This window comes from Rhizobium sp. Leaf453, assembly GCF_001425605.1.
Classification (GTDB): Bacteria; Pseudomonadota; Alphaproteobacteria; order Rhizobiales; family Rhizobiaceae; genus Pararhizobium.
In genome coordinates, this window is the sequence record NZ_LMRG01000007.1 from 138,460 (window position 1) to 165,351 (window position 26,892).

At 59.9% G+C, this 26,892-nt stretch carries 27 protein-coding genes and 3 tRNA genes; 17 read left to right on the forward strand and 13 right to left on the reverse strand.

What is annotated here, in order from left to right; all coding sequences use genetic code 11:
• Positions 1 to 41 precede the first annotated feature (41 nt).
• The 4 genes from ASG68_RS10945 (at position 42) to ASG68_RS10960 (ending at position 2,158) form a co-directional block, all read left to right on the forward strand.
• Positions 42 to 527, forward strand: coding sequence for a GNAT family N-acetyltransferase (locus tag ASG68_RS10945; protein WP_062576498.1), 486 nt, complete (start codon positions 42 to 44; stop codon positions 525 to 527).
• An 82-nt stretch (positions 528 to 609) separates the two neighbouring features.
• A complete protein-coding gene (locus ASG68_RS10950) occupies positions 610 to 1,083 on the forward strand; it encodes a GNAT family N-acetyltransferase (RefSeq protein WP_062576675.1) in 474 nt (157 codons plus the stop codon).
• A 106-nt stretch (positions 1,084 to 1,189) separates the two neighbouring features.
• Positions 1,190 to 1,588 (forward strand): NADH:ubiquinone oxidoreductase subunit NDUFA12, encoded by a 399-nt coding sequence (locus ASG68_RS10955; protein WP_413814008.1) that lies wholly within the window; start codon positions 1,190 to 1,192, stop codon positions 1,586 to 1,588.
• A gap of 153 nt (positions 1,589 to 1,741) precedes the next feature.
• A complete protein-coding gene (locus tag ASG68_RS10960) occupies positions 1,742 to 2,158 on the forward strand; it encodes a DUF2155 domain-containing protein (RefSeq protein WP_112406002.1) in 417 nt (138 codons plus the stop codon).
• Positions 2,159 to 2,175: 17 nt separating this feature from the next.
• Here the strand turns inward: ASG68_RS10960 and aat are convergent, their stop codons facing one another.
• The 5 genes from aat to ASG68_RS10985 form a co-directional block, all read right to left on the reverse strand.
• Positions 2,176 to 2,790 carry a leucyl/phenylalanyl-tRNA--protein transferase gene (gene aat / locus ASG68_RS10965; RefSeq protein ID WP_062576505.1) on the reverse strand — a complete coding sequence of 205 codons (615 nt, stop codon included), beginning with the start codon at positions 2,788 to 2,790 and terminating at the stop codon, positions 2,176 to 2,178.
• Positions 2,791 to 3,067: 277 nt separating this feature from the next.
• Positions 3,068 to 4,411 (reverse strand): acetyl-CoA carboxylase biotin carboxylase subunit, encoded by a 1,344-nt coding sequence (gene accC, locus ASG68_RS10970; protein WP_062576507.1) that lies wholly within the window; start codon positions 4,409 to 4,411, stop codon positions 3,068 to 3,070.
• 9 nt (positions 4,412 to 4,420) lie between these two features.
• Positions 4,421 to 4,888: an acetyl-CoA carboxylase biotin carboxyl carrier protein gene (gene accB, locus ASG68_RS10975; protein WP_062576509.1), complete on the reverse strand. Its 468-nt coding sequence runs from the start codon at positions 4,886 to 4,888 to the stop codon at positions 4,421 to 4,423.
• Positions 4,889 to 4,911: 23 nt separating this feature from the next.
• Positions 4,912 to 5,358, reverse strand: coding sequence for a type II 3-dehydroquinate dehydratase (aroQ, locus tag ASG68_RS10980; RefSeq protein ID WP_062576512.1), 447 nt, complete (start codon positions 5,356 to 5,358; stop codon positions 4,912 to 4,914).
• 124 nt (positions 5,359 to 5,482) lie between these two features.
• Entirely contained in the window at positions 5,483 to 6,250 is a 768-nt protein-coding gene (locus tag ASG68_RS10985; protein WP_062576514.1) for a DsbA family protein, read from the reverse strand.
• A 212-nt stretch (positions 6,251 to 6,462) separates the two neighbouring features.
• Here ASG68_RS10985 and ASG68_RS10990 point away from each other — a divergent pair, with 212 nt between their 5' ends.
• Entirely contained in the window at positions 6,463 to 7,626 is a 1,164-nt protein-coding gene (locus ASG68_RS10990) for a pyridoxal phosphate-dependent aminotransferase (protein WP_062576676.1), read from the forward strand.
• 136 nt (positions 7,627 to 7,762) lie between these two features.
• Here ASG68_RS10990 and ASG68_RS10995 read toward each other — a convergent pair whose 3' ends face one another.
• Together ASG68_RS10995 and ASG68_RS11000 are read right to left on the reverse strand one after the other, a co-directional pair.
• Positions 7,763 to 7,972, reverse strand: a complete 210-nt coding sequence (locus ASG68_RS10995) for a hypothetical protein (protein ID WP_062576516.1) — start codon at positions 7,970 to 7,972, stop codon at positions 7,763 to 7,765.
• 161 nt (positions 7,973 to 8,133) lie between these two features.
• Positions 8,134 to 11,010 carry an Rne/Rng family ribonuclease gene (locus tag ASG68_RS11000; protein WP_062576518.1) on the reverse strand — a complete coding sequence of 959 codons (2,877 nt, stop codon included), beginning with the start codon at positions 11,008 to 11,010 and terminating at the stop codon, positions 8,134 to 8,136.
• Between the two features lie 242 nt (positions 11,011 to 11,252).
• Between ASG68_RS11000 and ASG68_RS31345 the strand changes: the two genes are divergently transcribed.
• The 5 genes from ASG68_RS31345 (at position 11,253) to ASG68_RS11020 (ending at position 18,282) form a co-directional block, all read left to right on the forward strand.
• A complete protein-coding gene (locus ASG68_RS31345; protein ID WP_156373869.1) occupies positions 11,253 to 11,408 on the forward strand; it encodes a hypothetical protein in 156 nt (51 codons plus the stop codon).
• Between the two features lie 389 nt (positions 11,409 to 11,797).
• Positions 11,798 to 13,000 (forward strand): N-acetylmuramoyl-L-alanine amidase, encoded by a 1,203-nt coding sequence (locus tag ASG68_RS11005; RefSeq protein WP_062576679.1) that lies wholly within the window; start codon positions 11,798 to 11,800, stop codon positions 12,998 to 13,000.
• Positions 13,001 to 13,373: 373 nt separating this feature from the next.
• Positions 13,374 to 15,827 (forward strand): penicillin-binding protein 1A, encoded by a 2,454-nt coding sequence (locus ASG68_RS11010; protein WP_062576520.1) that lies wholly within the window; start codon positions 13,374 to 13,376, stop codon positions 15,825 to 15,827.
• A gap of 98 nt (positions 15,828 to 15,925) precedes the next feature.
• Positions 15,926 to 17,057 (forward strand): peptide chain release factor 2 gene (gene prfB, locus ASG68_RS11015; protein WP_112406010.1). Its coding sequence is split into 2 segments (ribosomal slippage): positions 15,926 to 15,994 and positions 15,996 to 17,057, totalling 1,131 coding nucleotides; the frame shifts between segments, so codons are not numbered across the junction.
• A 157-nt stretch (positions 17,058 to 17,214) separates the two neighbouring features.
• Positions 17,215 to 18,282 (forward strand): hypothetical protein, encoded by a 1,068-nt coding sequence (locus ASG68_RS11020; protein WP_062576524.1) that lies wholly within the window; start codon positions 17,215 to 17,217, stop codon positions 18,280 to 18,282.
• Positions 18,283 to 18,288: 6 nt separating this feature from the next.
• Here the strand turns inward: ASG68_RS11020 and ASG68_RS11025 are convergent, their stop codons facing one another.
• The 5 genes from ASG68_RS11025 to ASG68_RS11045 all read right to left on the reverse strand — a co-directional run bounded on the left by ASG68_RS11025 (position 18,289) and on the right by ASG68_RS11045 (position 22,053).
• Positions 18,289 to 18,846, reverse strand: coding sequence for a hypothetical protein (locus ASG68_RS11025; protein WP_244484196.1), 558 nt, complete (start codon positions 18,844 to 18,846; stop codon positions 18,289 to 18,291).
• Positions 18,847 to 18,958: 112 nt separating this feature from the next.
• The gene (locus tag ASG68_RS11030; protein ID WP_062576526.1) at positions 18,959 to 19,732 is read right to left on the reverse strand and encodes an NAD kinase; all 774 of its coding nucleotides are present in this window, start codon (positions 19,730 to 19,732) and stop codon (positions 18,959 to 18,961) included.
• Positions 19,733 to 20,041: 309 nt separating this feature from the next.
• A tRNA-Thr gene (locus ASG68_RS11035) sits at positions 20,042 to 20,117 on the reverse strand.
• Between the two features lie 128 nt (positions 20,118 to 20,245).
• Positions 20,246 to 20,971 (reverse strand): YoaK family protein, encoded by a 726-nt coding sequence (locus tag ASG68_RS11040; protein ID WP_062576683.1) that lies wholly within the window; start codon positions 20,969 to 20,971, stop codon positions 20,246 to 20,248.
• Positions 20,972 to 21,108: 137 nt separating this feature from the next.
• Positions 21,109 to 22,053 carry a LysR family transcriptional regulator gene (locus ASG68_RS11045; protein WP_062576527.1) on the reverse strand — a complete coding sequence of 315 codons (945 nt, stop codon included), beginning with the start codon at positions 22,051 to 22,053 and terminating at the stop codon, positions 21,109 to 21,111.
• Between the two features lie 145 nt (positions 22,054 to 22,198).
• On the opposite strand from ASG68_RS11045, the gene ASG68_RS11050 reads away from it, so the two are divergent.
• The 3 genes from ASG68_RS11050 to ASG68_RS11060 all read left to right on the forward strand — a co-directional run bounded on the left by ASG68_RS11050 (position 22,199) and on the right by ASG68_RS11060 (position 24,034).
• Complete coding sequence (locus tag ASG68_RS11050; protein ID WP_062576529.1) at positions 22,199 to 22,825, forward strand: FMN-dependent NADH-azoreductase; 627 nt, start codon at positions 22,199 to 22,201, stop codon at positions 22,823 to 22,825.
• A 141-nt stretch (positions 22,826 to 22,966) separates the two neighbouring features.
• Positions 22,967 to 23,707, forward strand: a complete 741-nt coding sequence (locus ASG68_RS11055; RefSeq protein WP_062576531.1) for a hypothetical protein — start codon at positions 22,967 to 22,969, stop codon at positions 23,705 to 23,707.
• A 48-nt stretch (positions 23,708 to 23,755) separates the two neighbouring features.
• Positions 23,756 to 24,034, forward strand: coding sequence for a hypothetical protein (locus ASG68_RS11060; protein WP_062576533.1), 279 nt, complete (start codon positions 23,756 to 23,758; stop codon positions 24,032 to 24,034).
• 3 nt (positions 24,035 to 24,037) lie between these two features.
• Here ASG68_RS11060 and rlmB read toward each other — a convergent pair whose 3' ends face one another.
• Positions 24,038 to 24,919 (reverse strand): 23S rRNA (guanosine(2251)-2'-O)-methyltransferase RlmB, encoded by an 882-nt coding sequence (rlmB, locus tag ASG68_RS11065; protein WP_062576686.1) that lies wholly within the window; start codon positions 24,917 to 24,919, stop codon positions 24,038 to 24,040.
• 216 nt (positions 24,920 to 25,135) lie between these two features.
• Here rlmB and ASG68_RS11070 point away from each other — a divergent pair.
• From ASG68_RS11070 to tuf, 4 genes are all read left to right on the forward strand, one after another.
• Positions 25,136 to 25,220, forward strand: a tRNA-Tyr gene (locus ASG68_RS11070).
• A 24-nt stretch (positions 25,221 to 25,244) separates the two neighbouring features.
• Positions 25,245 to 25,318 (forward strand) — tRNA-Gly (locus ASG68_RS11075).
• 252 nt (positions 25,319 to 25,570) lie between these two features.
• Positions 25,571 to 25,669 (forward strand): GTP-binding protein (locus tag ASG68_RS30540; protein ID WP_141681087.1); only part of this gene is annotated, 99 nt, incomplete at its 3' end.
• Positions 25,670 to 25,716: 47 nt separating this feature from the next.
• Complete coding sequence (tuf, locus tag ASG68_RS11080) at positions 25,717 to 26,892, forward strand: elongation factor Tu (RefSeq protein ID WP_062576534.1); 1,176 nt, start codon at positions 25,717 to 25,719, stop codon at positions 26,890 to 26,892.

Consider the following 26,892-nt stretch of genomic DNA (forward strand, 5'->3'; position numbering starts at 1 on the left):
CGCGGTTTTTCGTCCGGAATTGCGATTGAAAGGCACAAAACATGTTCTTCGTCCGCACGGCCACGGAGCGGGATCTGGCGAAAGTCTCGGCGCTTCTCGGCGAGACCGCGCATGCGACCTATGATGCGCAGTACGGCGCCGAGAAGATCGACGAGATGACGGCCAAATGGTACTCGGTGGCTGCGCTGAAGGCCAATCTGCAGCGCAAGAACGGCGAGTTTCTAGTTGCCGATGACGGCAAGGTGATCGGCGGTATGGGCTTTGCATCCATGTCCGAGACGCTGCACGAGACAGCGATCCTGCACCAACTCTACGTCCTGCCGCAGTTCCAGCGGCAGGGGATCGCACGCGACATCTTCGCCGAGCTTGAGACGTGCTTTCCCTATGCGGGTACGATGCGGGTCGAGGTCGAGGAAAACAATGCGAAGGCCATCGCCTTCTACGAGGCGCATGGTTTCGTCCGCGCAGGGGCGGGTGCCGCGACCTGGGGCATCCCGACGATCGCCATGGAGAAGGCGCTCGACTGAGCAGCGCTGCTGCTTGCTGCCGAACCGTCACATTTCCTTCGTCATCGGCTGGCATGCCACGCGGAAAACAGGAATCCGACGCATGCATGCCCCAAGACCGAATGTCAACATCAGGCCGGCCACTTGCGAGGATCTCGCCGACATCATCGCCCTGTTCGCTTCGGACACTGTCGGTGGTCATGGCGATACGACTGATGGCGATGCTTTCCCGGATTACCTCGCGGCATTTGAGCACATTCTCGCAACACCGACAGAGACGCTCTATGTCGCCATTCTGGACGACGCAGTGGTCGGCACGTTCCAGACGACGATGCTGCGCACGCTCGTCGGGCGTGGTAGCTCCTCGATGATGATCGAGGCGGTGCAAACGCGCGAGGATATGTGCGGCAGGGGGATCGGCGAGGCGATGATGCGCTTTGCCGTCGGGGAGGCGCAACGGCTCGGTCTTTCCAAGGTTCAACTGACGTCGAACGGCAAGCGCAAGGACGCCCACCGCTTCTATGAGCGCGTCGGTTTCGAGCCGTCGCATCTCGGCTTCAAGATCCGGTTGAAATAGCTGCAGTGCAACGGAATCGCTGGACAATCGGTAGCCTGCGCGGCATAAGCGGGGCAGGAATAGTGTGTATCCGCCCGTCCATCGCACGGCGCGGTCAAGGACGGCAATCATGAAGTCTCTGCTGCAGATTTTTACCTGGTGGAACGGACAGACGATCGGCACCCGGTTCCATACCTGGCGCTTCGGCAAGCGCGTCGGTTCGGACGATCAGGGCAATGTCTATTATCAGGGTGGCAAGGATTCCGAAGGGCGCACGCGCCGCTGGGTGATCTACAAGGATTATGCCGAAGCCTCTGCCATTCCTCCGGGTTGGCACGGCTGGATGCATCACCGCACGGATGTGTCGCCGGCTGACGAGAATTACAAGCCGCGCGAATGGCAGAAGCCGCATCGGCTGAATGGCACGGGTTCCGCGGATGCCTACCGCCCGCAGGGCTCGATCAACAGTACCGGCGAACGTCCACGGGTGACCGGTGACTACGACGCCTGGACGCCGCGTTCCTGAGACGATTGAAGCAGGGCTTTCCTGAATTTGTTGATTGCTCCGTTGGCATCATGCCTCGGCCACATTTGATGTTTAGCGCCTGATATCCGGTGGTTAGGCCGAGTATCGCGCGGGAGACGGGTGTTCATGGTAGTTTCAGGTCAGCGAATTCAGATGCGCCGGTTTCTGGTTGCAGCTGCCGCATTCGCGATTGCCAGCACATCTTATCTGTCTGCCGCGCAGGCCGCCCGTATCACCAATCCAGTGGCCGTCTTCTCCGGTATCGACAAGATCACCGGGCGCATTACGACGTTCGATGTGTATATCGGTGAAACCGTACAGTTCGGCGCGCTGCAGGTGACACCGCGCGTCTGCTACAGCCGTGACGATACCGAAGCGCCAAAGACCGACACGTTTGTCGAAGTCGACGAAATCACGCTCGACCGCAAGATCCGCCGCATCTTCACCGGTTGGATGTTTGCCGACAGCCCCGGCCTGAACGCCGTCGAGCACCCCGTCTATGACGTCTGGCTGAACAGCTGCAAGGCAAAGTCGGACCTGCCGCCGCCGGATGATGCGGCCAAGCAGTAACCGGAATATTCCGAATTTCAGAACGGCAGATGCGGCGAATCGATCGCCCGCTCCAGCATCTTCACATAACGCGCCTTGGGCACGTCGATGGCGCCGAAATTCTTGAGGTGCTCGGTGGTGAATTGTGTGTCGAGAAGCCTGAAGCCGTTCTGGCGCAGGCGTTCCACCAAATGCACGAGGCAGATTTTCGACGCATCTGTGCGGCGCGAAAACATGCTCTCGCCAAAGAAGGCCGCGCCGAGTGAGACACCATAAAGCCCGCCAACCAGTTCATCGCCGTCCCAGGCTTCCACCGAGTGAGCGTAACCCATGTCATGGAGCGCCGTGTAGAGAGAACGGATCCTGCGGTTGATCCAGGTTGTCGGCCGGTCCAGGGCAGGGGCAGCGCATCCTTCCATCACCGCCTCGAAAGCCGTGTCGTAGCGGATGTCGAACGGCGCACGGCGAATGGTCTTCGTCAGGCTTTTGGAAATGTGGAACTCATCGAGCGGGATGATGCCGCGCAATTCCGGCTCGACCCAGAAGAGATCGGGGTCATCGGCGCTGTCGGCCATCGGGAAAAGACCGATGGAATAGGCCCGCAGCAACAAATCCGGTGTAATGTCCGGTTGCCTGCTGCAGGTGCCTTTCATTTAGAGCCTCATTTCTCTTATACGATCCATTCTGTCGGCTCAAAACGGCCATCCCGCAAGAAGGATGGTGCGGAGCGATGCGATACCATCGGTCAAGCCATCCGCCGCAGTGGGTGGCCGTTTTCAGCCGACCCGAAGGGCTGGATGAATTCTGGCTATTACCGTCGCCGGCCGCCTCGACCGCAGCTTTTTCTGCGCTCTTCGCCAACCGCCTTGGTCCTAGCCAGAATTCCTTCCAGCAGGATGGGTCGTATAAGAGAAATGAGGCTCTAAAGCCTCATTCGGCCGACTGGGCCAGATAGTTTTCCAGCCAGTGAATGTCGTAGTCACCGTTGGCGATGTCCTGATTGTTGATCAGGTCCTGGAACAGCGGCAGCGTCGTCTTGATACCGTCGATGACGAATTCGTCAAGGACGCGGCGCAGGCGCATCATGCATTCGACGCGGGTGCGCCCGTGCACGATCAACTTGCCGATCAGGCTGTCATAGTAGGGCGGGATCTTGTAACCCTGATAAGCGCCGGAATCGACGCGCACGCCAAGGCCGCCGGGCGTGTGGAACGTCGTGATCGTGCCGGGCGACGGCACGAACGTGCGCGGGTCCTCGGCATTGATACGGCATTCGATGGCGTGGCCCGCGAAGACGATCTCGTCCTGCGTGACCGACAGGCCACCCCCGGACGCGACGCGAATCTGTTCGTGCACGAGGTCGATGCCGGTGATGGCTTCGGTGATCGGGTGTTCCACCTGCAGGCGGGTGTTCATTTCGATGAAATAGAACTCGCCGTTCTCGTAAAGGAACTCGATCGTGCCGGCGCCGCGATACTTCAGCTTGCGCATGGCATCGGCGCAGATTTCGCCGATCGCCATCCGTTGCTCGACGTTCAGCGCCGGCGAATTGGCCTCTTCCCAGACCTTCTGGTGGCGGCGCTGCAACGAGCAGTCGCGTTCGCCCAGATGGATGGCATTGCCTTCGCCGTCGCCGACGACCTGGATTTCGATATGGCGCGGCTTGCCGAGGTATTTTTCCATGTAGACGGCGTCGTTGCCGAACGCGGCGAGCGCCTCGGAACGAGCAGTCGAAACGGCTTCTTCGAGGTCGGCTTCGGTCTTGGCGACCTTCATGCCGCGTCCGCCACCGCCCGCTGTCGCCTTGATCAGGACCGGGAAGCCGATCTCGCGGGCGATTTCGAGCGCGTTCTCGGGCTTCACCTCACCGGCGGAACCGGGGACGACGGGGATGCCGAGCGCCTTTGCCGTTTCCTTTGCGGTGATTTTGTCACCCATGATGCGGATATGATCGGCGGTCGGGCCGATGAACGTAATGCCGTGCGCGTCGAGAATGTCGGCGAACTTGGCATTTTCCGACAGGAAACCGTAACCCGGATGAACGGCGTCGGCGCCAGTGATTTCACAGGCGGCAACGATCTGGTGAATGTTCAGATAGCTGTCGCGCGACGGCGGCGGACCGATGCAGACGCTTTCGTCGGCAAGGCGCACATGCATCGCATTGGCGTCAGCCGTGGAGTGAACCGCGACGGTTGCGATACCCAGTTCCTTGCAGGCGCGCAGGACCCGGAGGGCGATTTCGCCGCGATTGGCAATGAGGACCTTGGAAATCATCTGTTTGGCCTATTCGATGACGACAAGCGCTTCGCCGTATTCGACCGGCGTGCCGTCTTCAACGAAGATTTCAGTGACCTTGCCGGAGCGCGGCGCCGGAATCTGGTTCATCGTCTTCATGGCTTCGATGATCAGGATGGTCTGGCCTTCCTTGACCACGGCGCCGACTTCGACGAATGGGCGCGATCCCGGAGCCGGCGACAGATAGGCCGTGCCGACCATGGGGGCGGTGACCGCATTCTTCGACAACCGGGCTTCCGCTACAGGGGCGGCAGCAACCGCTGCGCCGGCGGAAGTAACCTGAAGCGGTGCTACGGCGGGGACGGGAGCGGAGACGTATTGCGGCGTACCGGCGCGTGAAACGCGAATGCGCAGGTCGTCCTGCTCCACTTCGATTTCGGTGAGATCGGTCTCGTTGAGAATATTGGCGAGATCGCGGATCAGCGACTGGTCGATCGCGGGTTTCTTGTCAGCCATGGGTGTGAGCCTCTGTGTTCTTTTTATTTCGTGATTTGGGTGAGTGTCTTTAGCGCATTGAGCGCAAGAATGTAACTGTCGGCGCCGAAACCGCAGATAACGCCCTTTGCGGCCGGGGCAAGCATCGACTTGTGCCGGAATTCCTCGCGCGCATGGACATTCGAGAGGTGCAGTTCAACGACGGGAATACCGATCGCCTTGGCCGCATCGTGCAGGGCAATCGACGTGTGGGTGTAGGCGCCGGCATTGATCGCAATACCGGCAGCCACTTCACCGGCCTCGTGGAACCAGTCGACAAGATCCCCCTCATGGTTGCTCTGCCGACAAACAACGTCGAGACCGAGCGACTTGCCATGTTCGACACACATTGCCTCGATATCCGCCAGTGTCTGGCCGCCGTAAATACCGGGCTCGCGCTTGCCGAGCGCGTTGAGGTTGGGGCCGTTCAGCACGAAAATTGTCGATGGCATAAGGGATCCGGTCCGATAATCGAGCGTTACCTATAGACCGATGGTCCCACAAGGAAAAGCCCTTTGCCTCCCTGCGGGATTTGTCCACAAGCGATGGGGAATTGCGACTTCAAACCGATCGGCTTCAGCAGACCGTCTTGCCGCAGGTGCGGACATTCGTCACCTTGGCTTCGATCTCCTCGGCACCGACAGCGCCGTAGACCGCTTCCTTGCCGACGACATAGGACGGTGTTCCGGTGATGCCGAGGTCATTGGCGAGCGTGTAGACGACCTTCACGGCATCGTCCTGCGTATTCTCGGCCATCTTCTTGCGCATATCAGCCTCGGAGACACCAAGGCTGGTCGCGACTGCCATGGCGGTTTCCTCGTTGGCCCGATCCTCGCCGCCCAGCAGGGCGCGGTGGAATTCGCCGTATTTCTCTGGGGCGATGGCCCGGAATGCGGTGCTGACCTTGTGCGCAGCCATCGAATCGGGGCCGAGGATCGGCAGTTCCTTCAGCACGAAGCGAACGTTCTTGTCGTTCTCAAGGATGGTTTCCATGTCGGAGAGGGCGCGTTTGCAATAGCCGCAATTGTAATCGTAGAATTCGACGATGGTGACGTCGCCGTTCGGGTTGCCGAGCGTTACATCATACGGCGACTGGAAGATTTCTTTGTCGTTCTTGGTGATCGCGGCTTGCGCCTGCGCCATCTGCTCGTCAGCCTGCTTTTGCTTCAGCGCCTTTTGTGCTTCCAGCAGAATTTCAGGATTGGCGACGAGGTATTCCTTGATGAAATCGCCGATCTCCTGCTTCTGCTTTTCGTCAAGCGCATAGGAAGCCTGCGGCAGCACCGTGCCAGCGGAAAACAGGATGAGTGTCGCGGCGATGATCTTGCGGGCGTTGAATGCCATGGTGGTCCTCGTTGTCTCTCGGTCTATGTCTGTCGTTCAAGGTTTAAGGCCGGTCAACAGCTTGTTTGAAAGACAACAGAATTTCGCCCAAGCATAGGGCGGTGCTGCGCCAAACGAAACTGCAAAATCGGCGGAAGTGCGGCGCTCGCGCACTTGTGAAGCCCTTTGCGATCAGGCACATGCCAGAGGCCAATATCAAAAACACCGAGGACATGCCGTTGAAGCCGCTTTCCGCCCGTAGTTCCGTCGAACCCTTCCACGCGATGGATGTCCTGGCGGAAGCCACCAAGCGTCGTGAAGCCGGTTATCCCGTCATTTCCATGGCGGTCGGCCAGCCGAGCCATCCGGCGCCGAAGGCTGCATTGGAAGCAGCGCGCGCAGCGCTCGGTCATGGGCGGCTCGGTTACACGGATGCATTGGGGACCTCGTCACTGCGCATAGCCATTGCCAGGCACTACCGCAGCCGTTACGGCGTCGAGATCGATCCGCAGCGTGTTGCCGTGACGACGGGATCTTCAGCGGGTTTCAATCTCGCCTTCCTCGCCCTGTTCGATCCCGGCGATTGCGTGGCGATCGCGCGTCCCGGTTATCCGGCCTATCGCAACATCCTTGCGGCACTCGGACTGACGGTGGTCGAGGTCGAGGCGGGCGCCGAAAATGGCTTTACGCTGACGCCGGAAGGGCTTGATACGGCGGCGAAACAGGCGGGCAGGGCGATCAACGGCGTGTTGCTGGCCAGTCCTGCCAACCCGACGGGCACGGTCACTGGTCGCGCCGGCTTGAAGGCTCTGGCAGACTATTGCCGCGATCGCGACATCGCGTTCATCTCCGACGAAATCTACCACGGACTAACTTTCGCGGGTGAGGAAACCACGGCGCTGAGCGTTACTGACGAAGCCGTGATTATCAATTCCTTCTCCAAATATTATTGCATGACCGGCTGGCGAATCGGCTGGATGGTGCTGCCGGAAACACAGGTCCGGGCATTCGAGCGCATCGCCCAGAGCCTCTACATCTCGCCGCCCGAACTGTCGCAGATCGCGGCGGAGGCAGCGCTCGGCTGTGAGGCCGAACTCGACGTCTACAAGGCCTCCTACGGCGCCAACCGCGCGCTGCTGTTGAAGCGGCTTCCGGAAATCGGATTCGATATCGTCTCGCCGATGGACGGTGCGTTTTATGCCTATGCTGATGTCAGCCGTTTCACCAATGACAGCATGGATTTCGCGAGAAAGATGCTGGCGGAAATCAATGTCGCGGCCACGCCTGGCCTTGATTTCGATCCGATCGAAGGCCATCGCGCCATGCGGTTTTCCTATGCGGGGGCAGAGGCGGACATGATCGAAGCGATGGATCGAATTTCCCGATGGCTGGCGTAATCTGTCAGTATTTCAATGCGTTGATAGGCTTTCCGGAATCGATCACTGACGGACATGAATCGGATTTTGAACCTGCCGGCGGCGAATGCGCGCCCGGCGGACGCGCAATATCTGAAAGTTCATCTGACCGGGCTGGTCAACGGCAGATCCGGACCTTCTTGACGACTGTATTGCCCTCATCATCCGTCGAGCGAACCTTACGGACAACGCAGACCGGTTCATAGGCCGTGTCATAGCTCTTGTAATAGTAGTCATTGTAGCGCTGGCGTCCTTCACCCTGGGAGGCGTTCGCGAAGGATGTCAGCGAGATCGTGGCAAGGGCTGCGGCGACAATAAGACGACGCATGATTGTCTCCTCTGGTTGAGACCGGACAGGCCCATCCCATCCAGCCATCAGGAGTGTGTCACATCAATCGCCATTGCCCTGTTCCGGTTGGAACAGTCGCTCAAACGAAAAGACCGGCCAATTGCTTGGCCGGTCTTTGTATTCAAAAGTCAGAAATGGGCTCAGAAGAAGCCGCGCTTCTGCCACCAGCCACCCTTCTTGGGCTTCGGTGCATCGCCGTCGCCGTCGCTCTCCTTGCTGGAGGACTTGACGACCGGCTCGCTAGCAATCGTATCGAGATCGCGGTTGGCGCGGACCGGCTTGGTTTCCTCGAGCGAGGCCGCGGCCTGTTCGACGGCAGGTTCCTCGACAACGGCAACCGGTTCCGGTGTCGCTTCCACGGCGGCCTGGGCGTCAGCATCGATGGTCGCGGCAGGTGCTTCCTCGGCTACGGCTTCTTCCACTGCGGCAACAGCCTTCTTGCGGCTGCGCTTCGGCTTGGCAGGCTTCGCTTCCGCTTCGACGACGGCTGGGGCCTCGACAACCTCTTCCGCGGCGACGAGCGGTGCAGTGGCTTCCTCGGCAACAGTCTCGACTGATGTATCGGCCGCGTCTTCGGAGCCGTCAGATTCGGCCGTTTCGCCGTCGGCGGACAGGGTTTCACCCTCTGCCTCCTCCGGACGGTTGCGGCGGCCACCACGCTTGCCGCGACGGCGGCGCTTGCGCTTCTGGCGCTCTTCGTCGCTCAGGCCGGCGTCCTGTGCATCCTCGCCGGCGGACTGAACGGCGTTATCGTCGCTGTCATCCTCGTCGCCATCCTCATCGGAAGCGTCTTCGGCGCGCACGCCGGCTTCGCTGCCCTGTTCACCGTTCGAGCGTCCACCCCGACGCCGACGGCGGCGCTTACGCTTGCGGTTGCCCTGGTCATCGCCCTGTTCGGCAGGGGCGCGCTCGCTCCGCTCGGTCCGTTCCGCACGTTCCGGCTTGGCTTCCGCCACCTCTTCTTCGTCGTCCTCGATCTCCTCTTCGATGACGATATCGTCGTCCTCGTCGATTTCCGGCTCGAAATGTATGATCTGCTCGATCTTGACGGGGTTCTCGACAGCTTCACCACGATCGATGGCAAAGTGCTGTGCGCCAACGTGAGCATCAGCTTCAATAATGATCTGGACGCCGAAGCGCTCTTCATAATCAACGATCGTGCCGCGCTTGTGGTTCAGCAGATAGAGCGCGATGTCCGGCGTGGTCCGCACGGTGATATTGTGCGTGGTGTTCTTCAGCAGATATTCCTCGATGCCGCGCAGCACATGCAGGGCAACGGAAGACTGCGAGCGAACGTGCCCCGTACCGTTGCAATGCGAGCAGACCTGCATGGTCGATTCGAGAACCGAGGCGCGAATACGCTGCCGCGACATTTCGAGCAGGCCGAAATGCGAGATACGGCCGACCTGGATGCGGGCGCGGTCGTTCTTCAGATGATCCTTCAGACGCTTCTCGACAGCGCGGTTGTTGCGCTTTTCTTCCATGTCGATGAAGTCGACGACAACGAGACCGGCCAGGTCGCGCAGGCGCAACTGACGGGCCACTTCTTCCGCGGCTTCCAGGTTTGTCTGCAGCGCTGTGTCTTCGATCGAATGTTCGCGTGTCGAACGGCCCGAGTTGACGTCGATGGCGACGAGCGCTTCGGTCTGGTTGATGATGATGTAACCGCCGGACTTCAGCGTCACCTGCGGCACCAGCATCCGGTCGAGCTGGGCTTCGATGCCCGAGCGCGAGAAGATCGGGTGCACGTCGCGGTAGGGCTGAACCACCTTGGCGTGGCTCGGCATCAGCATCTTCATAAAGCCCTTGGCTTCCTTGTAGCCTTCCTCGCCGGCAACGATGATCTCGCTGATGTCCTTGTTGTAGAGGTCGCGGATCGAGCGCTTGATCAGCGATCCTTCTTCATAGACGAGGCAAGGTGCCGTCGATTGCAGTGTCAGCGTGCGGACGTTTTCCCACAGGCGCATCAGATATTCGAAGTCGCGCTTGACCTCGACCTTGGTGCGGTTGGCACCGGCGGTACGCAGGATGACGCCCATGCCCTGCGGCACGTCGAGCGCACGGGCAATTTCCTTCAGGCGCTTGCGGTCCGGCAGGTTGGTGATCTTGCGGGAAATGCCGCCGCCGCGCGCCGTGTTCGGCATCAGCACCGAGTAACGGCCGGCGAGCGACAGGTAGGTGGTGAGAGCCGCGCCCTTGTTACCGCGTTCTTCCTTGGCCACCTGCACCAGCAGGATTTGCCGACGCTTGATGACTTCCTGGATTCGGTACTGCTTGCGCGGACGGCGGTTGACCTGGCGATCCGGAACTTCTTCCATCGCGTCTTCGGCGCCGACGGATTCGATGATTTCCTTTTCCTCGTGATGACCATCGTCATCATCGTCGTCGTCATTGTTGCGGCGACCGCCGCGTGCTTCTTCCGAGATGCTGTCGGTATCGACCATTGCGGCCATTTCGCCGCTGTTGCCTTCTTCGCCGTCTGCGTCAGACGCTTCCGTTGCGGTTTCGGCGGCAGCGGCCTTCTTGGTGCGACGCGGACGCTTTGCCTTGGCCTTCGGCTTTTCCTCAACCTCGGCGACCGGTTCAGCGGTTTCGATGACTTCGACCGTCTCTGCGGCCTCGACAATTTCGACGACGTTGTCAGCCGGTGCTTCTACGGTCTCTTCGTCGGTGTCGTTGCCAAGATCCGTGCCGGTTTCGACATGCTCGATGTCGTCATCGCGACGTGCTTCCTCGGCTTCCTGACGCAGCAGCGCCTGCCGGTCAGCGAGCGGGATCTGGTAATAGTCGGGGTGGATTTCGGCGAAGGCCAGAAAGCCGTGGCGATTGCCGCCGTAATCGACGAAGGCCGCCTGCAACGACGGTTCGACTCGCGTGACTTTCGCGAGATAGATGTTGCCGCGGATCTGTTTCTTGTGTTCGGATTCGAAGTCGAATTCTTCTATGCGGTTTCCGCGTACGACAACGACGCGCGTCTCTTCAGCGTGAGACGCGTCGATAAGCATTTTCTCTGCCATGTAAGTGGTGCTCCTCGGCGCACCCGTGAAGCCGCAGGAAGGTAGCGTCCCGGAGGAGACTTTCCGTGCCGTTCAGGTGTTTCGCCGGATGTGAATGTTCCTGCACGGTCGAGGAGACGGTCCAACAGCCAGACGGCAGCCGGAAACATCGTGTTCCGGGGCCTGTTTACTTCTGACCGATACTGCTGAGACAACGTCGATGACCAAACAAGAATGCCAATGTACTAGGCCCTGGAGGCCCGATGAATATGCCCGGTCACGGGCTTTCGGTGATCGTCACCATAAGCGATCCGGCCACCGCCGGAATTTCACGATTCTGCATGCAAGAAAAAAGTGGAGCGACGGCGGATGAAGCGCGACTGCTTGTCCGAGACGTGATCTTCAATGAAGCGGTTTGACCCGTCTCGATCACGCTCTGGCGCCGGGGCTGAGAAAACCCTTTGGCTGCCGGTCGTCGATTCTATCCCGTCAACACTTTCTCCCTGTGAAGCTTTTATGTTTTCTATGTCACAATGGCAAGGGAAAAGCCGGAACGGCCATAATATTGATTGATTCGCTTGCCGGGGTGTGGGGTGAGCGAAGCGCGATTTTGCTGTTTGCCGGATGCCCGGTTCCGAGCTTGGCAAGGTTCGGTTAACCATATTGCGGCATGCATGCAAGTGGACCAACCGGCGATTTTGGGGCTTCGATCGATCGCGGGCGAAGTCTTGCAATATTCAGTGATGTGGCGACCGGTGTATATGGTGGCACATTGGCGGCGAGGAATGTGATCTTGATCCTGTCTGCGATGATACGGCGATGCCTACTCGGGCTTGTTATTCTCGGTCCGGTGGTTCTGTCTTCGATGTCGGTCGTCCATGCCGATGATGCGCCTTTGCTGGCTTTCGGCGCCAGGATTGCCGGCGACGACGCGCGGACGCGGGTTGTGATCGATTTCGACCGCAAGCCGGAGTTCTTCGTTCACTACGTTGCAAATCCGACTCGCGTCATAGTCGATCTTCCGGAAACGTCTTTCGGCCTCAAGCCCGAGGATCTGAAGGCGAGGGGCCTGTTCTCAGAAATACGCTACGGCGCGATGGGGGCGGGCAGCTCGCGGGTTGTCCTCACGGCGAAAACCCAGGTGGCGGTGACTGTCGCCGAGGTGATGGCCGATGAGAATGGCAAGGGGTTTCGGCTGGTTCTCGATGCGGAGAAGGTCGACGGAGAGCGCTTCGCCGCGCTGATCGAGGACCAGAAGTGGACCGGCAGCGTCGTATCGGCGAAGACTGACCGCGTGGTCGCTCCGCAGGAATCCGGTGCGTTCGTCGTTGCCGTCGATGCCGGACATGGCGGGATCGATACGGGTGCCATCGGTTCCGAGACCAAGATGGAAGAAAAGAGCGTGACGCTTGCTTTCGCCAACGAACTGGTCGCGGCCTTGAACAAGGAGGCCGGCATCAAGGCTTTCATGACCCGTGACAAGGATGAGTTCCTGTCGCTGCCGCAGCGCGTGCAGATCGCCCGCCAACACAGTGCCAATCTGTTCATTTCCCTTCACGCCGACACATTGAAACAGCGCGATATTCGGGGCGCCACCGTCTACACGATCTCGGACAAGGCGTCGGACCATCTGGCGGCCAATCTCGCCGAGCGCGAAAATTTGTCGGACGAGATCGCCGGCGTTGCACTCAGCAGCGAGCCGGCCGAAGTTGCCGATATCCTGATTGATCTCACGCGCCGCGAAACACAGGCCTTCTCGGTCAACCTGGCGCGCTCCGTCGTTACCTCGTTCGAAGGGCAGATCAACCTGATCAACAACCCCCATCGCTATGCCGGTTTCCGGGTTCTGCAGGCGCCGGACGTTCCGTCCATCCTGCTCGAGATGGGATTCCTGTCGAACAAGCAGGATGAAAAGCTGCTCGTCGATCCCGTTTGGCGAAAGAAGCTGGCGGATCGTCTGACGGTTGCCGTGCGCAACTATCGCGGCGCCGACACCGCAAACGGTGGCTGAACCGGCCTGTAACAAGCCCGGATGTCATCAGCGCGTTGTTTTCAAGGGCAATAACGCTTCTTGTGATTTGTGTCGCGGAAGTAACAGCGATATCCTTTTCAAGGGAATGGCACGTGTTTATTGCGTCACGAGCCCTATTTTGCTCACAATCCGGTCGCTATCCGGAGGTCTGAATTGCACGGCCGCTCGTATCTGCTGACAGCAGGGCGATCGGAAAATTATGAAAGTGCGGACAGATGGCAACCGGTCCCTGGCGGCGGTTGCTTTTCGCGATGTTAATTTGTTTGGCGTGATTGCAATCGGGCATGGCGCGGGTTAGGGCCTCGCACGAGGCAATCCCGTAAAAACGCAACAAGGTACCGGTATCTGGCTGATGATCAGACTGATTGGATATTTCTTCGGCATTGGCGCTTTCCTGGTGCTCGGCGTAGCGGCGGCGGCCGCTGTCTATCTCGGGCATGTCACCAAGGATCTGCCGGACTATGAGGTCCTGAACAGCTACGCGCCGCCGGTCACGACGCGCGTTCACGCGGGCAATGGCGAGTTGATGGCGGAATATGCGCGCGAGCGCCGCCTCTATCTTCCGATCCAGGCCATTCCGGATCGCGTCAAGGCGGCCTTCATCTCTGCCGAAGACAAGAATTTCTATCAGCATCCCGGCGTTGATATCACCGGTCTCGCCCGTGCCATCGCCGTCAACCTGCAGAATTTCGGCTCTGGCCGCCGTCCGGTCGGCGCCTCGACGATCACCCAGCAGGTCGCCAAGAACTTTCTTCTGTCGTCCGACCAGACGATCGACCGCAAGGTCAAGGAGGCGATCCTGTCGTTCCGCATCGAGCAGGCCTACAGCAAGGATCGCATTCTCGAGCTTTATCTCAACGAAATCTTCTTCGGCCTGAATTCCTACGGTATCGCCGGTGCGGCGCTGACCTATTTCGACAAGTCGGTCACGGAACTGACCATCGCTGAAACAGCCTATCTCGCCGCACTTCCCAAGGGACCGGCCAACTACCATCCATTCCGCAAGACCGAAGCCGCCCTCGAGCGCCGCAACTGGGTTGTCGATCGCATGGTCGAAAACGGCTATGTGACCAAGGCCGACGGCGAGGAAGCCAAGAAGCAGCCACTCGGCGTGACCGTTCGGCGCGGTGGCTCGCACCTGTTCGCTTCGGACTATTTCGCCGAGGAAGTGCGCCGCCAGATCATCCAGCGCTATGGTGACAACGCTCTCTACGAAGGCGGCCTGTCGGTGCGCACCTCGCTGGATCCGAAGCTGCAGATCGAAGCCCGCAAGGCGTTGCAGAACGCACTGGTCAGCTATGACGAACGTCGCGGCTTCCATGGCCCGCTGAAGACGATCGAGATCGGTGGCGACTGGGGCGAGCCGCTCGGCAAGCTCGAAGCCCTCTCTGATGTCCCTGAGTGGAAACTCGCCGTCGTTCTGTCCGTCGATGACAATGGTGCCGAGATCGGCATCCAGCCGGACAAGGATGGCTCCGGCAAGATCGGCACGGACCGTGTGAAGGGCAATATCTCCGCCAAGAACATGCAGTGGGCTTTCCGTTCTTCATCACCGGATCGCAAGTCGACCAAGTCGCCGGAAGGTGTGGTTGGCCCGGGCGATGTTGTTTATGTCGAAGAGACCGACGAGGAGGGCGAATATCGCCTGCGCCAGCCGCCTAAGGTACAGGGTGGCCTCGTTGCAATGGACCCGCAGACGGGTCGCGTTCTCGCCATGGCAGGCGGGTTCTCTTACGGCCAGTCGGAATTCAACCGCGCAACGCAGGCGATGCGCCAGCCGGGTTCCTCGTTCAAGCCCTTCGTTTACGCCGCCGCTCTCGACAACGGCTACACGCCGGCATCCGTCATTCTCGACGCCCCGTTCGAACTCGTGACCGGCGGTCAGGTCTGGCGTCCGGAAAATTACGGTGGTGGCTCGGCCGGCCCGTCGACACTGCGCCTCGGTATCGAAAAGTCGCGTAACCTGATGACGGTCCGTCTTGCCAATGACATGGGCATGAACCTTGTTGCAGAATACGCCGAGCGTTTTGGCATTTACGACAAGATGCTGCCGGTGCTTGCGATGTCGCTCGGCTCCGGTGAAACGACGGTCCTGCGCATGGTTTCGGCCTATGCCGTCATTGCCAATGGCGGAAAGCAGATCAAGCCATCGATGATCGACCGCATCCAGGATCGGTACGGCAAGACGATCTTCCGTCATGAGGAGCGCACCTGCGATACCTGCAATGTCGCCGACTGGCAGGATCAGGAAGAGCCTGTTCTCACCGACAATCGCGAGCAGGTTCTCGACCCGATGACCGCCTACCAGATCACCTCGATGATGGAAGGCGTCGTCACGCGCGGTACCGCAGCCGGCAAGATCAAGCTCGACCGTCCGGTCGCCGGCAAGACCGGTACGACCAACGACGAAAAGGACGCCTGGTTCGTGGGCTACACCCCGGACATGGTTGCCGGCCTTTATCTCGGCTTCGACAATCCGGCGCCGCTTGGACGTGGCGCCACCGGTGGCGGTCTGGCCGCACCTGTGTTCAACGACTTCATGCAGGCTGCCCTGCAGGGCACGCGCCCCGTCAAGTTCGTCGTTCCGGAAGGCATGAGTCTGATCCCGGTCAACCGCAAGACCGGCATGGCGGCGGCCGAAGGCGATCCCGACACGATCATCGAAGCCTTCAAGCCCGGCACCGGCCCGGCCGATACCTTCTCGGTCATCGGCGGCATGGACCAGTATGTTCCGCCGGAGGAAATCCTCAAGGCTTCACCGCAGGCGAGCGAGGCCATCAACGGCGGCGGTGGCGGTCTGTTCTAAACCTCTCCATTCCGTTTTCGCGACGCCCGCCGCTTTACATCAGCGGCGGGCGTCGTTATTCACGGCGCACGTTAAAACAGATATCAAGAAGCAGGATCATGCGGACCGAAATCGAGAATATTGTCGACGAAATCAAGCAGGCCATAAGCCTGCTGAGGAGGCATCTTTGACTGGGACCAGGCGGTAAGACGACTGGACTGGTTGAACAACAAGGCCGAGGATCCGAACCTCTGGAACGACGCCTCCGAAGCGCAGAAACTGATGCGCGAACGCCAGCAGCTTGATGATGGCATCAACGGCGTGCGGTCTTTCGAGCAGCAGATGCAGGACGCCGTCGACCTGATCGAACTGGGCGAGGAAGAGGGCGACGCCGACATCATCAAGGATGCGGAAGAAACTCTGCGCACCCTGCGCGCCGAGGCGGCCCGCCGCCAGGTCGAGGCGATGCTGTCGGGCGAAGCCGATGGCAACGATACCTATCTTGAAGTGCATTCCGGCGCAGGTGGTACCGAGAGCCAAGACTGGGCGAACATTCTCTTGCGCATGTACACGCGCTGGTCCGAGCGCCAGGGCTACAAGGTCGAATTGCTGGAAGTTCACGACGGCGAAGAAGCGGGCATCAAGTCCGCGACGCTCCTCGTCAAGGGACACAATGCCTATGGCTGGCTGAAGACCGAATCGGGCGTGCACCGACTGGTCCGCATCTCGCCGTTCGACAGCAATGCGCGCCGCCACACCTCGTTCTCGTCCATCTGGGTCTATCCGGTCATCGACGATTCGATCCAGATCGACATCAACGAAAGCGATTGCCGCATCGACACTTATCGGTCCTCAGGCGCCGGCGGTCAGCACGTCAACACGACGGACTCGGCCGTTCGCATCACCCATATGCCATCCGGCATCGTCGTGCAGTGCCAGCAGGAGCGTTCGCAGCACAAGAACCGGGCCAAGGCCTGGGACATGTTGCGTGCCCGTCTCTATGAAGCGGAGCTGAAGAAACGCGAAGATGCCGCCAATGCCGAGGCCGCGTCAAAGAGCGATATCGGCTGGGGTCACCAGATCCGTTCCTACGTGATGCAGCCATATCAGTTGGTCAAAGACCTGCGCACCGGCGTTTCCAGCACCGCGCCGGACGATGTTCTGGATGGCGACCTCAACGAGTTCATGGAAGCGGCGCTCGCGCACCGCGTCAATGGTGGCGGTGACGCCGTGGTCGACGATCTGAACTGATCACCGGAATCCGCGAGGTGGAGTTTTCTTCGCCTCGCGAGAGGATTGCTCGGCCCATGTGTTCGTTCTTGCAGCTAACACGATTTTCGGCGGCACGTTAAAATTGCGCTTGTCCCGCTGGTCAGGATTTTAATGATGGGGGGCTATTGTGCCCCCCATGACTTATGTTCCTTTATTTCTCGTTTTCTGTACCGGATTTGTCATCCCGCTGATGGCTTATTCGTGGCGTGGGCTTGGCATCAGCCTACTGGTCAGTGCTGCGATTGTCGTCGTTGCGATTCGCTGGTCGGGAACGGGTGGCGGCTTCATGATGTTTGTCTTCGCCGGCCCGATCATCATCTTCGCTTTCGGAACTGTTGCAGGGTTGGTTACCCGCTGCGTCATGCTGTTCATGCGCTGGCCGCTGTTCTCAAGCAAAGGAATGGCGGCTGCTATTCTCGGTTTGATTTTCGTACCTTTCTTTTGGCATGCCTATGGTTGGTACAACACCTTGCAATCTGAAAACATCTATGCGGCGCTGCCGGATGCCTCAACATTGCCTGATGTCACCGCCTGCCTGCAATTTCGCGATGCCGGGCCGCTGCTGGATGCGGTTCTTACAAAGCGATCCGACGAAATACGTGCCAATACGTTGCCTGTGTCGGATATGGCGGTCAGATATCCCGCCGCTTATATGGAGCCATTTCCGCCGCGTTTCCCTAAGGACGGCATGAAATGGTCGGAACTGCAGTTCGAGATGTATGTGGAAAACGCCCGCCCCGCGCCGCAGGAAGATGAAACAGATGCCAACGGTGACTTCATTCCATTGATGGAGCGAGCACCGTCAGTGTCCTTTCGGTTCTCCAGCGATCTGCCCGTATCGAGGTCCGCAGCCCATCAACTGAATACATTTTCCGGGCGTTACGGCGAGACCGAGATATTGCCCTCTGATCTCAAACTTTCGGAGTCCGCGATTGCGAGACTGCAATTGGTCGTCGCCCCAGAGCCGCGCGTTGATGCAGGGAATACAGAGACCTACGTCGCGATGCACGGTGCTGAAATCAGCGAGTATCTACGGTGCCAAGGCCGAGGACGGGTCCCTAATCCGCAGTGCACCTTCCAGTTCGACGTCGCCGGGTTACCGATCGCAGGCCGATTCCGCCTGGCAAATCTTCCCGAATGGGAAAATATACGCGCAAATGTACGCAACTTCGCTGAATGCAGCGTTGCTGCAGCGAAAATCTGATTCTCGTCAATTCGTCTCGCGCTCGACCTTGATATCGCCGATGTCGTCGATCAGCACGGTCCAGGTTTCCGGCTCCGTGGCCGTCGGATCGGTCTTCAGATAGACGGTGGCGAACAATCCCGGCTGACGGACGACGCCGTTCGAGGTCTCCGGCCGGATATCCGTCACATAGACCTTCATCGCCGAGAACTCGTCGAGTTCCGCCGAGGAGATCATCTTCGGACCGTTGGCATCGAGCGCGATCTGCTGCAGGAATATGTGCGCATTGCCCTCCGGTTGGCGCACCGCGATGAGCTTGTAGTAGCCGCGCTGCACCGGGACCTCCGTTGCGTCTGGCTGCTTGTCAGCGGTCTTCCCCGACTCGGGATCGAGGACGTTCAGCGGATCGCCGCTTTCCTCCCAATATCCGGTGCTCGTCACGAAGATGATATTGTCTGGTATCAGCGCCGGCTCCTGGGCGAATGCCGGGGCGGGTGGAGCGCACACGATCAGAAGGCCGGCAAGGGTAAGACCGGCAAGCCATCGTCGGCTTTTTTGCGCGCGCGGACGTTCTTTCTGCAGCATCGTTTCGCCCTTGATTCCCTGTTGATCCGCCAAGGCTTACGCAGCCGTTTGCCGATTTTCGGCCGAAACCGATTCCGTTTCAAGGTCCGGCCTTCGGACCGCCTGCCTTGTGCTAGTTCGAGAACTGCTCGGCGAGGATACGGTCCGACCAGGAATAGTCGGGATCGGAGAGAATATGGGCCGTCATGTTCTCCGATTCGGCGATCCGCACCGTCACGACCGATTTGACCTCGATATGATCGGCCACCGCGTTCACCGGACGTTTTTCCGGTTCGAGGATCGCGATATCGACGGTCACCTTGTTCGGTAAGAGCGCACCGCGCCAGCGCCGGGGGCGGAAGGGGCTGACGGGGGTCAGCGCGAGCAGGGGCGCCTCCAGCGGCAGGATCGGTCCGTGGGCGGAGAGATTGTAGGCGGTCGAGCCTGCAGGGGTCGACAGCAATACGCCGTCACAGATCAGTTCCTCCAGCCGCACTCGCCCATCGACGACGACCTTGAGCTTGGCCGCCTGGTAGGATTGGCGGAAGAGGTAGACCTCGTTGATCGCCAGCGCCTTGAAACGGTTCCCATCGGTATCGACGGTCTGCATTTCGAGCGGCCGAAACGTGTTTTCGACAGCTTCTACCAAACGTTCATGCAGGTTTTCGGTGCTGTAGCGGTTCATCAGGAAGCCGATCGAGCCACGATTCATGCCATAGACCAGCTTGCCGGAATTCATCGTCTTGTGCAGTGTTTGCAGCATGAACCCGTCGCCGCCGAGAGCGACAATAACATCGGCATGCTCAGGATCTTCCTGGCCATAGATCGCGATCAATTCCTCTGCCGCCTTTTGCGCTTCCTCGGTGGCGGAGGCGGCAAAGGAGATGGTTTTGAACGTGCGAGCCATGAAATGCCTGTGCTTTGAATAGGTTGGGTCCGAATGGGAAAGACCCGAAGAAGTATCCGCTGTCCGCCGGCTGCACCTCAACGGGTGCCATGGCCAGTGCTACCACCGGCATCATGCATAAAAGTTCGCGGTGTGAAAGGAAAAGAATGGTCGCCGAATGGCAACCACTGGCATAGTTGCCTGATTCAACTGCGATTTATGGATTCTACAAATGGCAATCCGATGCCTTGACCGGAGGCTCGACAAGTTTAATGGCCCGCAAAACATTGGCGGTGCGGAAGAATGGCGTCGGGAAATGAAGGAGAAAAATGGTGCCCCCACCAGGACTCGAACCCGGGACCCCCTGATTACAAATCAGGTGCTCTACCAACTGAGCTATAAGGGCAGCTACGCGGCAGGGAGTTAGCATATTCTCCGGCCGTGTAAAGGGAAAATACGAATTTCGTCGATTTCGGGTCCCGTTGGCACGCAGAACCGTGCCGGCGGGATTGTTTCCGGCGGGTGCCAATCGGATCAGGAGGTCGGGCGAGAGCGTGCTTTGCCCGGGTGTTGCGCATGTTGCGCGAGTCGCTTCTGAAGGCGTGGCGGGATGAGGAAGGCGAGGACCGTAAGGGATGCTGACAGGGCGCAGACCAGCCAGAGAACACCGCCGCCCAGCATCCGTTCGAGAAAGGCTCCGCAAATGCCGCCGGCGGCCATGCCGATCCAGGGAGCGATCTGAATGATCCAGTCGCGGCGCGGGCTGCCCACCATCCAGTGACCGATGCCCCGGCCGAAACGGGAGAGTGCGCCGGTCACATAGGTCAGCCCGATCGGCAAACCTTCGATATGCTCGACAGCCGCATTGACGAGGCCCATGGCCAGAACGAGCGCGTAGAAGCGAAGCGTGGCAAGAGCAGGGTCGTTGATCGTGGCCGCGACGCCAAGGGCGATCGTGACGGCCGACAGGACGCGAAAGGCACGGCGGGTGGCGTTGTGGACAATGATGATGCCGAGCGCATTGCCGGCCACAAAGATCGCCAGCGCACCGAGCAGCACAGCGGCATAGCCATACTGTCCGTCGGCAAGGGTAACCGCGGCGCGCGTTGTGTTGCCGCTCATGAAGGAGACGAAGCTGCCTGCGACGAGAAGGCCGGCGGCATCGGTCATTCCCGCCAGAAACGAAATGGTGACGACGAGGAACACCCCGACTGCGGTGCGCCGCGTCCGGATGATTCGCCGTCGCCGTTCCAGTGTCATGATCGCGCCCTCATCCCCGCCAGCGGTGATTCGGCGGCGGGACCGATCGATCATAACGCGCAGCACGGCAAACAGGCTGCGCGTCACGGCGACGCGCCCGGTCTGCACAGTTTTATGCAACCGGACCGCAATCCTGCTTATTCGGCAGCATCCAACATTGCGGGGGCCGGATCGACTTCATTGCAACGGGACATCGCGCCCGGCAGGTTTTCGGCAAGGAAATCAATCAGCGCACGCACGGACGGCAGCATGCCATGACGTGAGGTGAACACCAGATGCGCGATCGTATTGTTCGACGACCATTCCGGCAGGACAGGAACGAGCAAGCCGGTCCGGAATCCGCGCACACAGAGGTGGTTCGGCAGAAGTGCAATCCCCATGCCCTCGATGGCCGCACGTTCGAGAATGCCGAAATCGCCACAGCCGATAATGGGCTGATGGACGATCTCGCGCCTGGTGCCATCCATATGATTGAGCTGCCAGGTGTCGGTCAGGTGCTGTTCGTTCATCGACAGCGTCGGCATCTTGCCGAGCGTGTCGATCGTCACATTGCCCAGCCGCGCCATCAGGGTCGGGCTTGCGACGAGATATTGCCGGGCCTCACCGAGCTTGCGGACGATGAGATTGTTGTCGGTGTCGAGCTGGTCGCGGGCGCGCAGCGCCACGTCGATGCGTTCCTCGACAAGGTCGATCCGCCGGTTGGTGGCGGTGATCAGCAGGCGCACGCCCGGATACAGCCGGTGAAACATCGGAACGAGATGCCCGACCATCGGCGTGAAGCCGATCGGGCAGGACAGCCGCACGACGCCGACCGGCTCGCTCTTGGCGGCGGCCACCACCGCCTCCGCCGCTTCGATGCCGGACAGGATCGTTTCGCAACGCTCATAGAATTCTTGGCCGATTTCGGTCACGCGCAGCTTGCGGGTCGAGCGTTCGAGCAGCCGGACATCCAACTGCTGCTCCAGCCGCGCCACATGCTTGCTCAGCTTCGATTTCGGAATATTCAGGACGCGCGCGGCCGACGAAAAACCCTTGTGTTTGACGACGGCGGCAAACAGCGCGAGATCGTTCAGGTCCTGCATTTCACACCTCTGTTCCATCCGTGACACGTTTTCATCGTTTCTATCAGGAAACGGCCTGTCGAAAAAGAGGCGGCTTATCGATCGATTGTTTTAAATTCATATCTGAAGCACCCAAACGCCACACAATTTCCTACGAAGGTGCAAGATGAACATTCTCCATATCGACTCCGGCATTCTCGGCGATCATTCCGTGTCGCGCCGCCTGACGGCTTCGATCGTCGCGCGCATCAAGACAGAGCGCCCGAGTAACAGCGTCACCTACCGCGATCTCGCCGCTGATCCGCTCGCCCATCTCAACGGCACGCATCTGATGAATGCATCCGCCAACCCGGAAGGCCTCGATGCCAAGCTGGTCGCAGAACTTGATGCAGCCCGTGCCTCGCTCAACGAATTCCTCGCCGCCGACGTCGTCGTTGTGGGCGCGCCGATGTACAACTTCACCATCCCGAGCCAGTTGAAGACCTGGATCGACCGCATCCTCGTTGCCGGAACCACCTTCCGCTACACCGAAAGCGGCGTCGAAGGTCTCGCAAAGGGCAAGAAGGTGATCGTCGCCTCGACCCGTGGCGGCCATTATTCCGGCGCATCCCCAATCAGCGCCATGGACCACCAGGAAACCTATCTCAGCACGGTGTTCGGCTTTATCGGCATCACCGATGTCGAGTTCGTCCGTGCCGAGGGTCTGGCGATCAGCCCTGATTCGAAGGACGCAGCGATCAGCGCCGCCGAAAAGGCCATCGCCGACCGCGGCCATTTCGATATCGCCGCCTGATCATCGGATAGCATCTGCGAAATCTCAAAGCCGGGCACATCGTGTCCGGCTTTTTCACGGTCCACGCAGGATTGCGCAGAAGGCCGTTGATTCAGGCCCGGCATTCGTTAGTTTTCTCTTCGAAAACGAGGAGGGAACATCATGCTGCATCGCCATGCTTCTATCGGGATTGCACTGACGCTCCTGGCATCGTCCACATTCGCCGCGCCAGTCGATCCGTTCGACAAGCCCGCTGCCAACGAGACCGTCAAGCTACCGACGGACCCGCAATATCCTTCTGCCGAGCCGAAGGTCACCTGCAGTCGCTATGCCGATTTCATGGTCAAGCAGGTGGATCTCGGCGAAGTCGGCGCGGAAAAACTCTCCTTGCAGGCGGCGGATGCACCCTGCGAGCGGGAGAGTGCCGGCGAACGGCTGATCAGTGACGATCTTGCCGGTTATTTTCTCGGGGCCGCCGGATCCTATGCCTTCTTCCAGGCGGCGGACGGCTGGAATGGCGGTCTGCCCTTCGTGGTCTTTGACGCCAAGACCGCCACGAAACTTTTCGATACGGCAATGGCGATCGAAAGCCTTTCGGCGGTTGAAGTCGATGAACACGGCCTGTCGCTGGAATTTGTTCGTAACCTGACGACATCCTGTTCGCTCTATGCGGACACGGACGCTTGCTCGAAGCGAATCGGCGAGGAAACCGGTCTCGACGCGGCCCGCCTTCCTGATTGCAAGGATGTGTATGAGGCCGAGATGAAGCGCACGCCGGATTATGCCGATGCGATAAAGGCACTGCCGAGTGTGATCGAATATCCAGTGGCGCTGCGCTGGGCGGCGAATGCAGTGACGATCACGCCGCGGGATGGTGCGACGCGCTGCCTCCTGCCGTCCTGATACCGTCGCCCGTTTGGAGGCTGGAGCTTTTCATATTATACTTCGCTGATGAAAAGCGTTCGGGCACCACTGATGGCTACGCTTGCTCTGGCCCTTGCCGGATTGACCGCTGGCGTGTCCAGCGCCGCGCCGCCTGACGCTGGCTGCACCTGCCGCAAACGTGACGGCACCAAAGCCGAGCTTGGCCAGATGACCTGCATCCGTGTGGGAGACGATGTTTATCTGGCCCGCTGCGAGATGGCGCTCAATGTCACCACCTGGCGCAGGCTCCGGGATGGTTGTCCCGAAGCCCGCATGTCGGTGGGTGTTTTTTCTGCGGTGCGCTAGGTATCAGGCTTTGGCGAGATGGGCGCGCGCGGCATACATGGCGATCGCAGCCGCGTTGGAAACGTTCAGCGATTTGATCGCACCGGGCATGTCGAGACGCGCCAGCGCCGTGACGGTCTGGCGGGTCTTCTGTCGCAATCCCTTGCCTTCGGCTCCCAGAACCAATGCGATCTTCTGGCCGCTCAGTGATTTCTCGAGCGGAGCCGGTCCCTCCGAATCAAGCCCGATCGAGACGAAGCCGAGCTTGTGCAACTCGTCGAGCGCATCGGCGAGATTGGTGATCTGGATATAGGGGATCATTTCAAGGGCACCCGAGGCGGACTTCGCCATGACGCCGGATTCGGTCGGGCTGTGGCGCTGCGTCGTGATCAGCGCGCCGGCATTGAAGGCGACGGCCGAGCGCATGATGGCGCCGACATTGTGCGGATCGGTGACCTGGTCGAGCACCAGCACCAGAGGGCTGTCCTTCAGCGCCGAAAGGCGGCGGACGGGCAGGGGCGCCGTTTCCAACATGACGCCCTGGTGGATCGCGTCCGGTCCGAGAATCTTGTCCAGATCCTGCGGGCTGACGATCTCTACGGGAAAGCCCAGCGTATCCACCGCGCCGATTTCCAGCCGCACCAGCGCATTCTGCGTGACGGACAGCTTGGTGATCTTGCGGTCGGAATTGTCGAGGGCCGCGCGCACCGTGTGGATGCCGTAGAGCAGCACCTGATCGGGCGCCAGTTGCGGCGCCTTCCAGTCGGGGGAGGTGTTCTTGCGGCGCTTGTCCGGAACGGGCGTCGGGATTTCTCCGCGTTCGCGCTTGGCATCGCGGTGGGCGCGCCGGAGAGTTGCGTAATGGGTGTCTTTGGCGCTCTTGTCGCCGGGATTATCTTTGCTCATGCGCGTCTTATACTGGGGATGGCCCGCGCGTGGAACCATTTTTCGCGAAATCGGACGTCGTCCATCTTTATCGCGAATTTCCCAAATTTTTCTGGAAAGTCGTGTTGACAGGAGGAAACTGGCCCGTCATATACCCGGCGCAGATTGAACGGCCGACTTGCTCCGGCAGACGCCGCTTCGATCTGAGACTTGGTCGCTTGATCCCGACAGAATAATGGAGGGATGCCCGAGTGGTTAAAGGGGACGGACTGTAAATCCGTTGGCTCAGCCTACGTTGGTTCAAATCCAACTCCCTCCACCATTCTGTTGCACGGATCATGACCCCGCGGGTATAGCTCAATGGTAGAGCAGCAGCCTTCCAAGCTGAATACGCGGGTTCGATTCCCGCTACCCGCTCCAAAAATCCTGAATATTATTTTTTGCTTTAATATGTCGCGGCAAATCGTTGATTTGTGCCGCTTTCCGGATTGCTTGTTGCTGCTATTGGAATCGGATTCGGTCCTTCCCATATGTGGTCCATCCCGAGGCCAAGGGTCTCGAAGCGCGCAAAACAATTAAGTCTTGCGCAATTCTTCCGAAACCCTTAAACGCCTCCCCAAACCGGCGCCGCCGGTATGGTGCATTCTCATTGATCACAGGAAACTTGACCCCATGGCAAAGAGCAAATTTGAGCGCAACAAGCCGCACGTCAACATTGGCACGATCGGCCACGTTGACCATGGCAAGACGTCGCTGACGGCAGCGATCACGNTCACACCCGCTGTGGACGTGGTGTAGTCGAGTGTGTTGACCCCCCCATGGCAAAGAGCAAATTTGAGCGCAACAAGCCGCACGTCAACATTGGCACGATCGGCCACGTTGACCATGGCAAGACGTCGCTGACGGCAGCGATCACGAAGTATTTCGGCGAGTTCAAGGCGTATGACCAGATCGACGCCGCTCCGGAAGAAAAGGCCCGCGGCATCACCATCTCGACGGCGCACGTCGAGTACGAGACGGCTGCCCGCCACTACGCGCACGTCGACTGCCCCGGCCACGCCGACTACGTCAAGAACATGATCACCGGTGCTGCCCAGATGGACGGCGCGATCCTGGTTTGCTCGGCTGCCGACGGCCCGATGCCGCAGACCCGCGAGCACATCCTGCTTGCCCGTCAGGTCGGCGTTCCGGCAATCGTCGTGTTCCTCAACAAGGTCGACCAGGTTGACGACGCCGAGCTGCTCGAACTCGTCGAACTGGAAGTTCGCGAACTTCTGTCGTCCTACGACTTCCCGGGCGACGACATCCCAATCGTCAAGGGTTCGGCTCTGGCCGCTCTTGAAGATTCGGACAAGAAGATCGGTGAAGACGCGATCCGCGAGCTGATGGCTGCTGTCGACGCCTATATCCCGACGCCTGAGCGTCCGATCAACCTGCCGTTCCTGCTGCCGATCGAAGACGTGTTCTCGATCTCGGGCCGTGGTACGGTCGTGACCGGCCGCGTCGAGCGTGGCATCGTCAAGGTCGGTGAAGAAGTCGAGATCGTCGGCATCCGCGCGACGACCAAGACCACCGTGACCGGCGTTGAAATGTTCCGCAAGCTGCTCGACCAGGGCCAGGCCGGCGACAACATCGGCGCGCTGATCCGCGGCGTCACCCGTGACGGCGTCGAGCGTGGCCAGATCCTGTGCAAGCCGGGTTCGGTCAAGCCGCACAAGAAGTTCATGGCTGAAGCCTACATCCTGACGAAGGAAGAAGGCGGCCGTCATACGCCGTTCTTCACCAACTACCGTCCGCAGTTCTACTTCCGCACGACGGACGTGACCGGTATCGTTTCGCTGCCGGAAGGTACGGAAATGGTCATGCCTGGCGATAACGTCACGGTTTCGGTCGAGCTGATCGTTCCGATCGCGATGGAAGAAAAGCTGCGCTTCGCGATCCGCGAAGGCGGCCGCACCGTCGGCGCCGGCATCGTCGCAAGCATCGTCGAGTAA

Coding starts and splice junctions, on each gene's coding strand:
- ASG68_RS10945 (WP_062576498.1), top strand. CDS start 42: ATGTTCTTCGTCCGCACGGCCACGGAGCGGGATCTGGCGAAAGTCTCG.
- ASG68_RS11020 (WP_062576524.1), top strand. CDS start 17,215: ATGACTTATGTTCCTTTATTTCTCGTTTTCTGTACCGGATTTGTCATC.
- ASG68_RS11030 (WP_062576526.1), bottom strand. CDS start 19,732: ATGGCTCGCACGTTCAAAACCATCTCCTTTGCCGCCTCCGCCACCGAG.
- rlmB (WP_062576686.1), bottom strand. CDS start 24,919: ATGAGCAAAGATAATCCCGGCGACAAGAGCGCCAAAGACACCCATTAC.
- ASG68_RS11010 (WP_062576520.1), top strand. CDS start 13,374: ATGATCAGACTGATTGGATATTTCTTCGGCATTGGCGCTTTCCTGGTG.
- ASG68_RS11045 (WP_062576527.1), bottom strand. CDS start 22,053: ATGCAGGACCTGAACGATCTCGCGCTGTTTGCCGCCGTCGTCAAACAC.
- tuf (WP_062576534.1), top strand. CDS start 25,717: ATGGCAAAGAGCAAATTTGAGCGCAACAAGCCGCACGTCAACATTGGC.
- ASG68_RS11060 (WP_062576533.1), top strand. CDS start 23,756: ATGAAAAGCGTTCGGGCACCACTGATGGCTACGCTTGCTCTGGCCCTT.
- ASG68_RS11005 (WP_062576679.1), top strand. CDS start 11,798: ATGATACGGCGATGCCTACTCGGGCTTGTTATTCTCGGTCCGGTGGTT.
- ASG68_RS10985 (WP_062576514.1), bottom strand. CDS start 6,250: ATGGCATTCAACGCCCGCAAGATCATCGCCGCGACACTCATCCTGTTT.
- ASG68_RS31345 (WP_156373869.1), top strand. CDS start 11,253: ATGAATATGCCCGGTCACGGGCTTTCGGTGATCGTCACCATAAGCGAT.
- ASG68_RS11055 (WP_062576531.1), top strand. CDS start 22,967: ATGCTGCATCGCCATGCTTCTATCGGGATTGCACTGACGCTCCTGGCA.
- ASG68_RS10995 (WP_062576516.1), bottom strand. CDS start 7,972: ATGCGTCGTCTTATTGTCGCCGCAGCCCTTGCCACGATCTCGCTGACA.
- ASG68_RS10950 (WP_062576675.1), top strand. CDS start 610: ATGCATGCCCCAAGACCGAATGTCAACATCAGGCCGGCCACTTGCGAG.
- ASG68_RS11050 (WP_062576529.1), top strand. CDS start 22,199: ATGAACATTCTCCATATCGACTCCGGCATTCTCGGCGATCATTCCGTG.
- ASG68_RS11040 (WP_062576683.1), bottom strand. CDS start 20,971: ATGACACTGGAACGGCGACGGCGAATCATCCGGACGCGGCGCACCGCA.
- accB (WP_062576509.1), bottom strand. CDS start 4,888: ATGGCTGACAAGAAACCCGCGATCGACCAGTCGCTGATCCGCGATCTC.
- ASG68_RS10960 (WP_112406002.1), top strand. CDS start 1,742: ATGCGCCGGTTTCTGGTTGCAGCTGCCGCATTCGCGATTGCCAGCACA.
- aat (WP_062576505.1), bottom strand. CDS start 2,790: ATGAAAGGCACCTGCAGCAGGCAACCGGACATTACACCGGATTTGTTG.
- ASG68_RS11025 (WP_244484196.1), bottom strand. CDS start 18,846: ATGCTGCAGAAAGAACGTCCGCGCGCGCAAAAAAGCCGACGATGGCTT.
- ASG68_RS11000 (WP_062576518.1), bottom strand. CDS start 11,010: ATGGCAGAGAAAATGCTTATCGACGCGTCTCACGCTGAAGAGACGCGC.
- ASG68_RS10990 (WP_062576676.1), top strand. CDS start 6,463: ATGCCGTTGAAGCCGCTTTCCGCCCGTAGTTCCGTCGAACCCTTCCAC.
- aroQ (WP_062576512.1), bottom strand. CDS start 5,358: ATGCCATCGACAATTTTCGTGCTGAACGGCCCCAACCTCAACGCGCTC.
- accC (WP_062576507.1), bottom strand. CDS start 4,411: ATGATTTCCAAGGTCCTCATTGCCAATCGCGGCGAAATCGCCCTCCGG.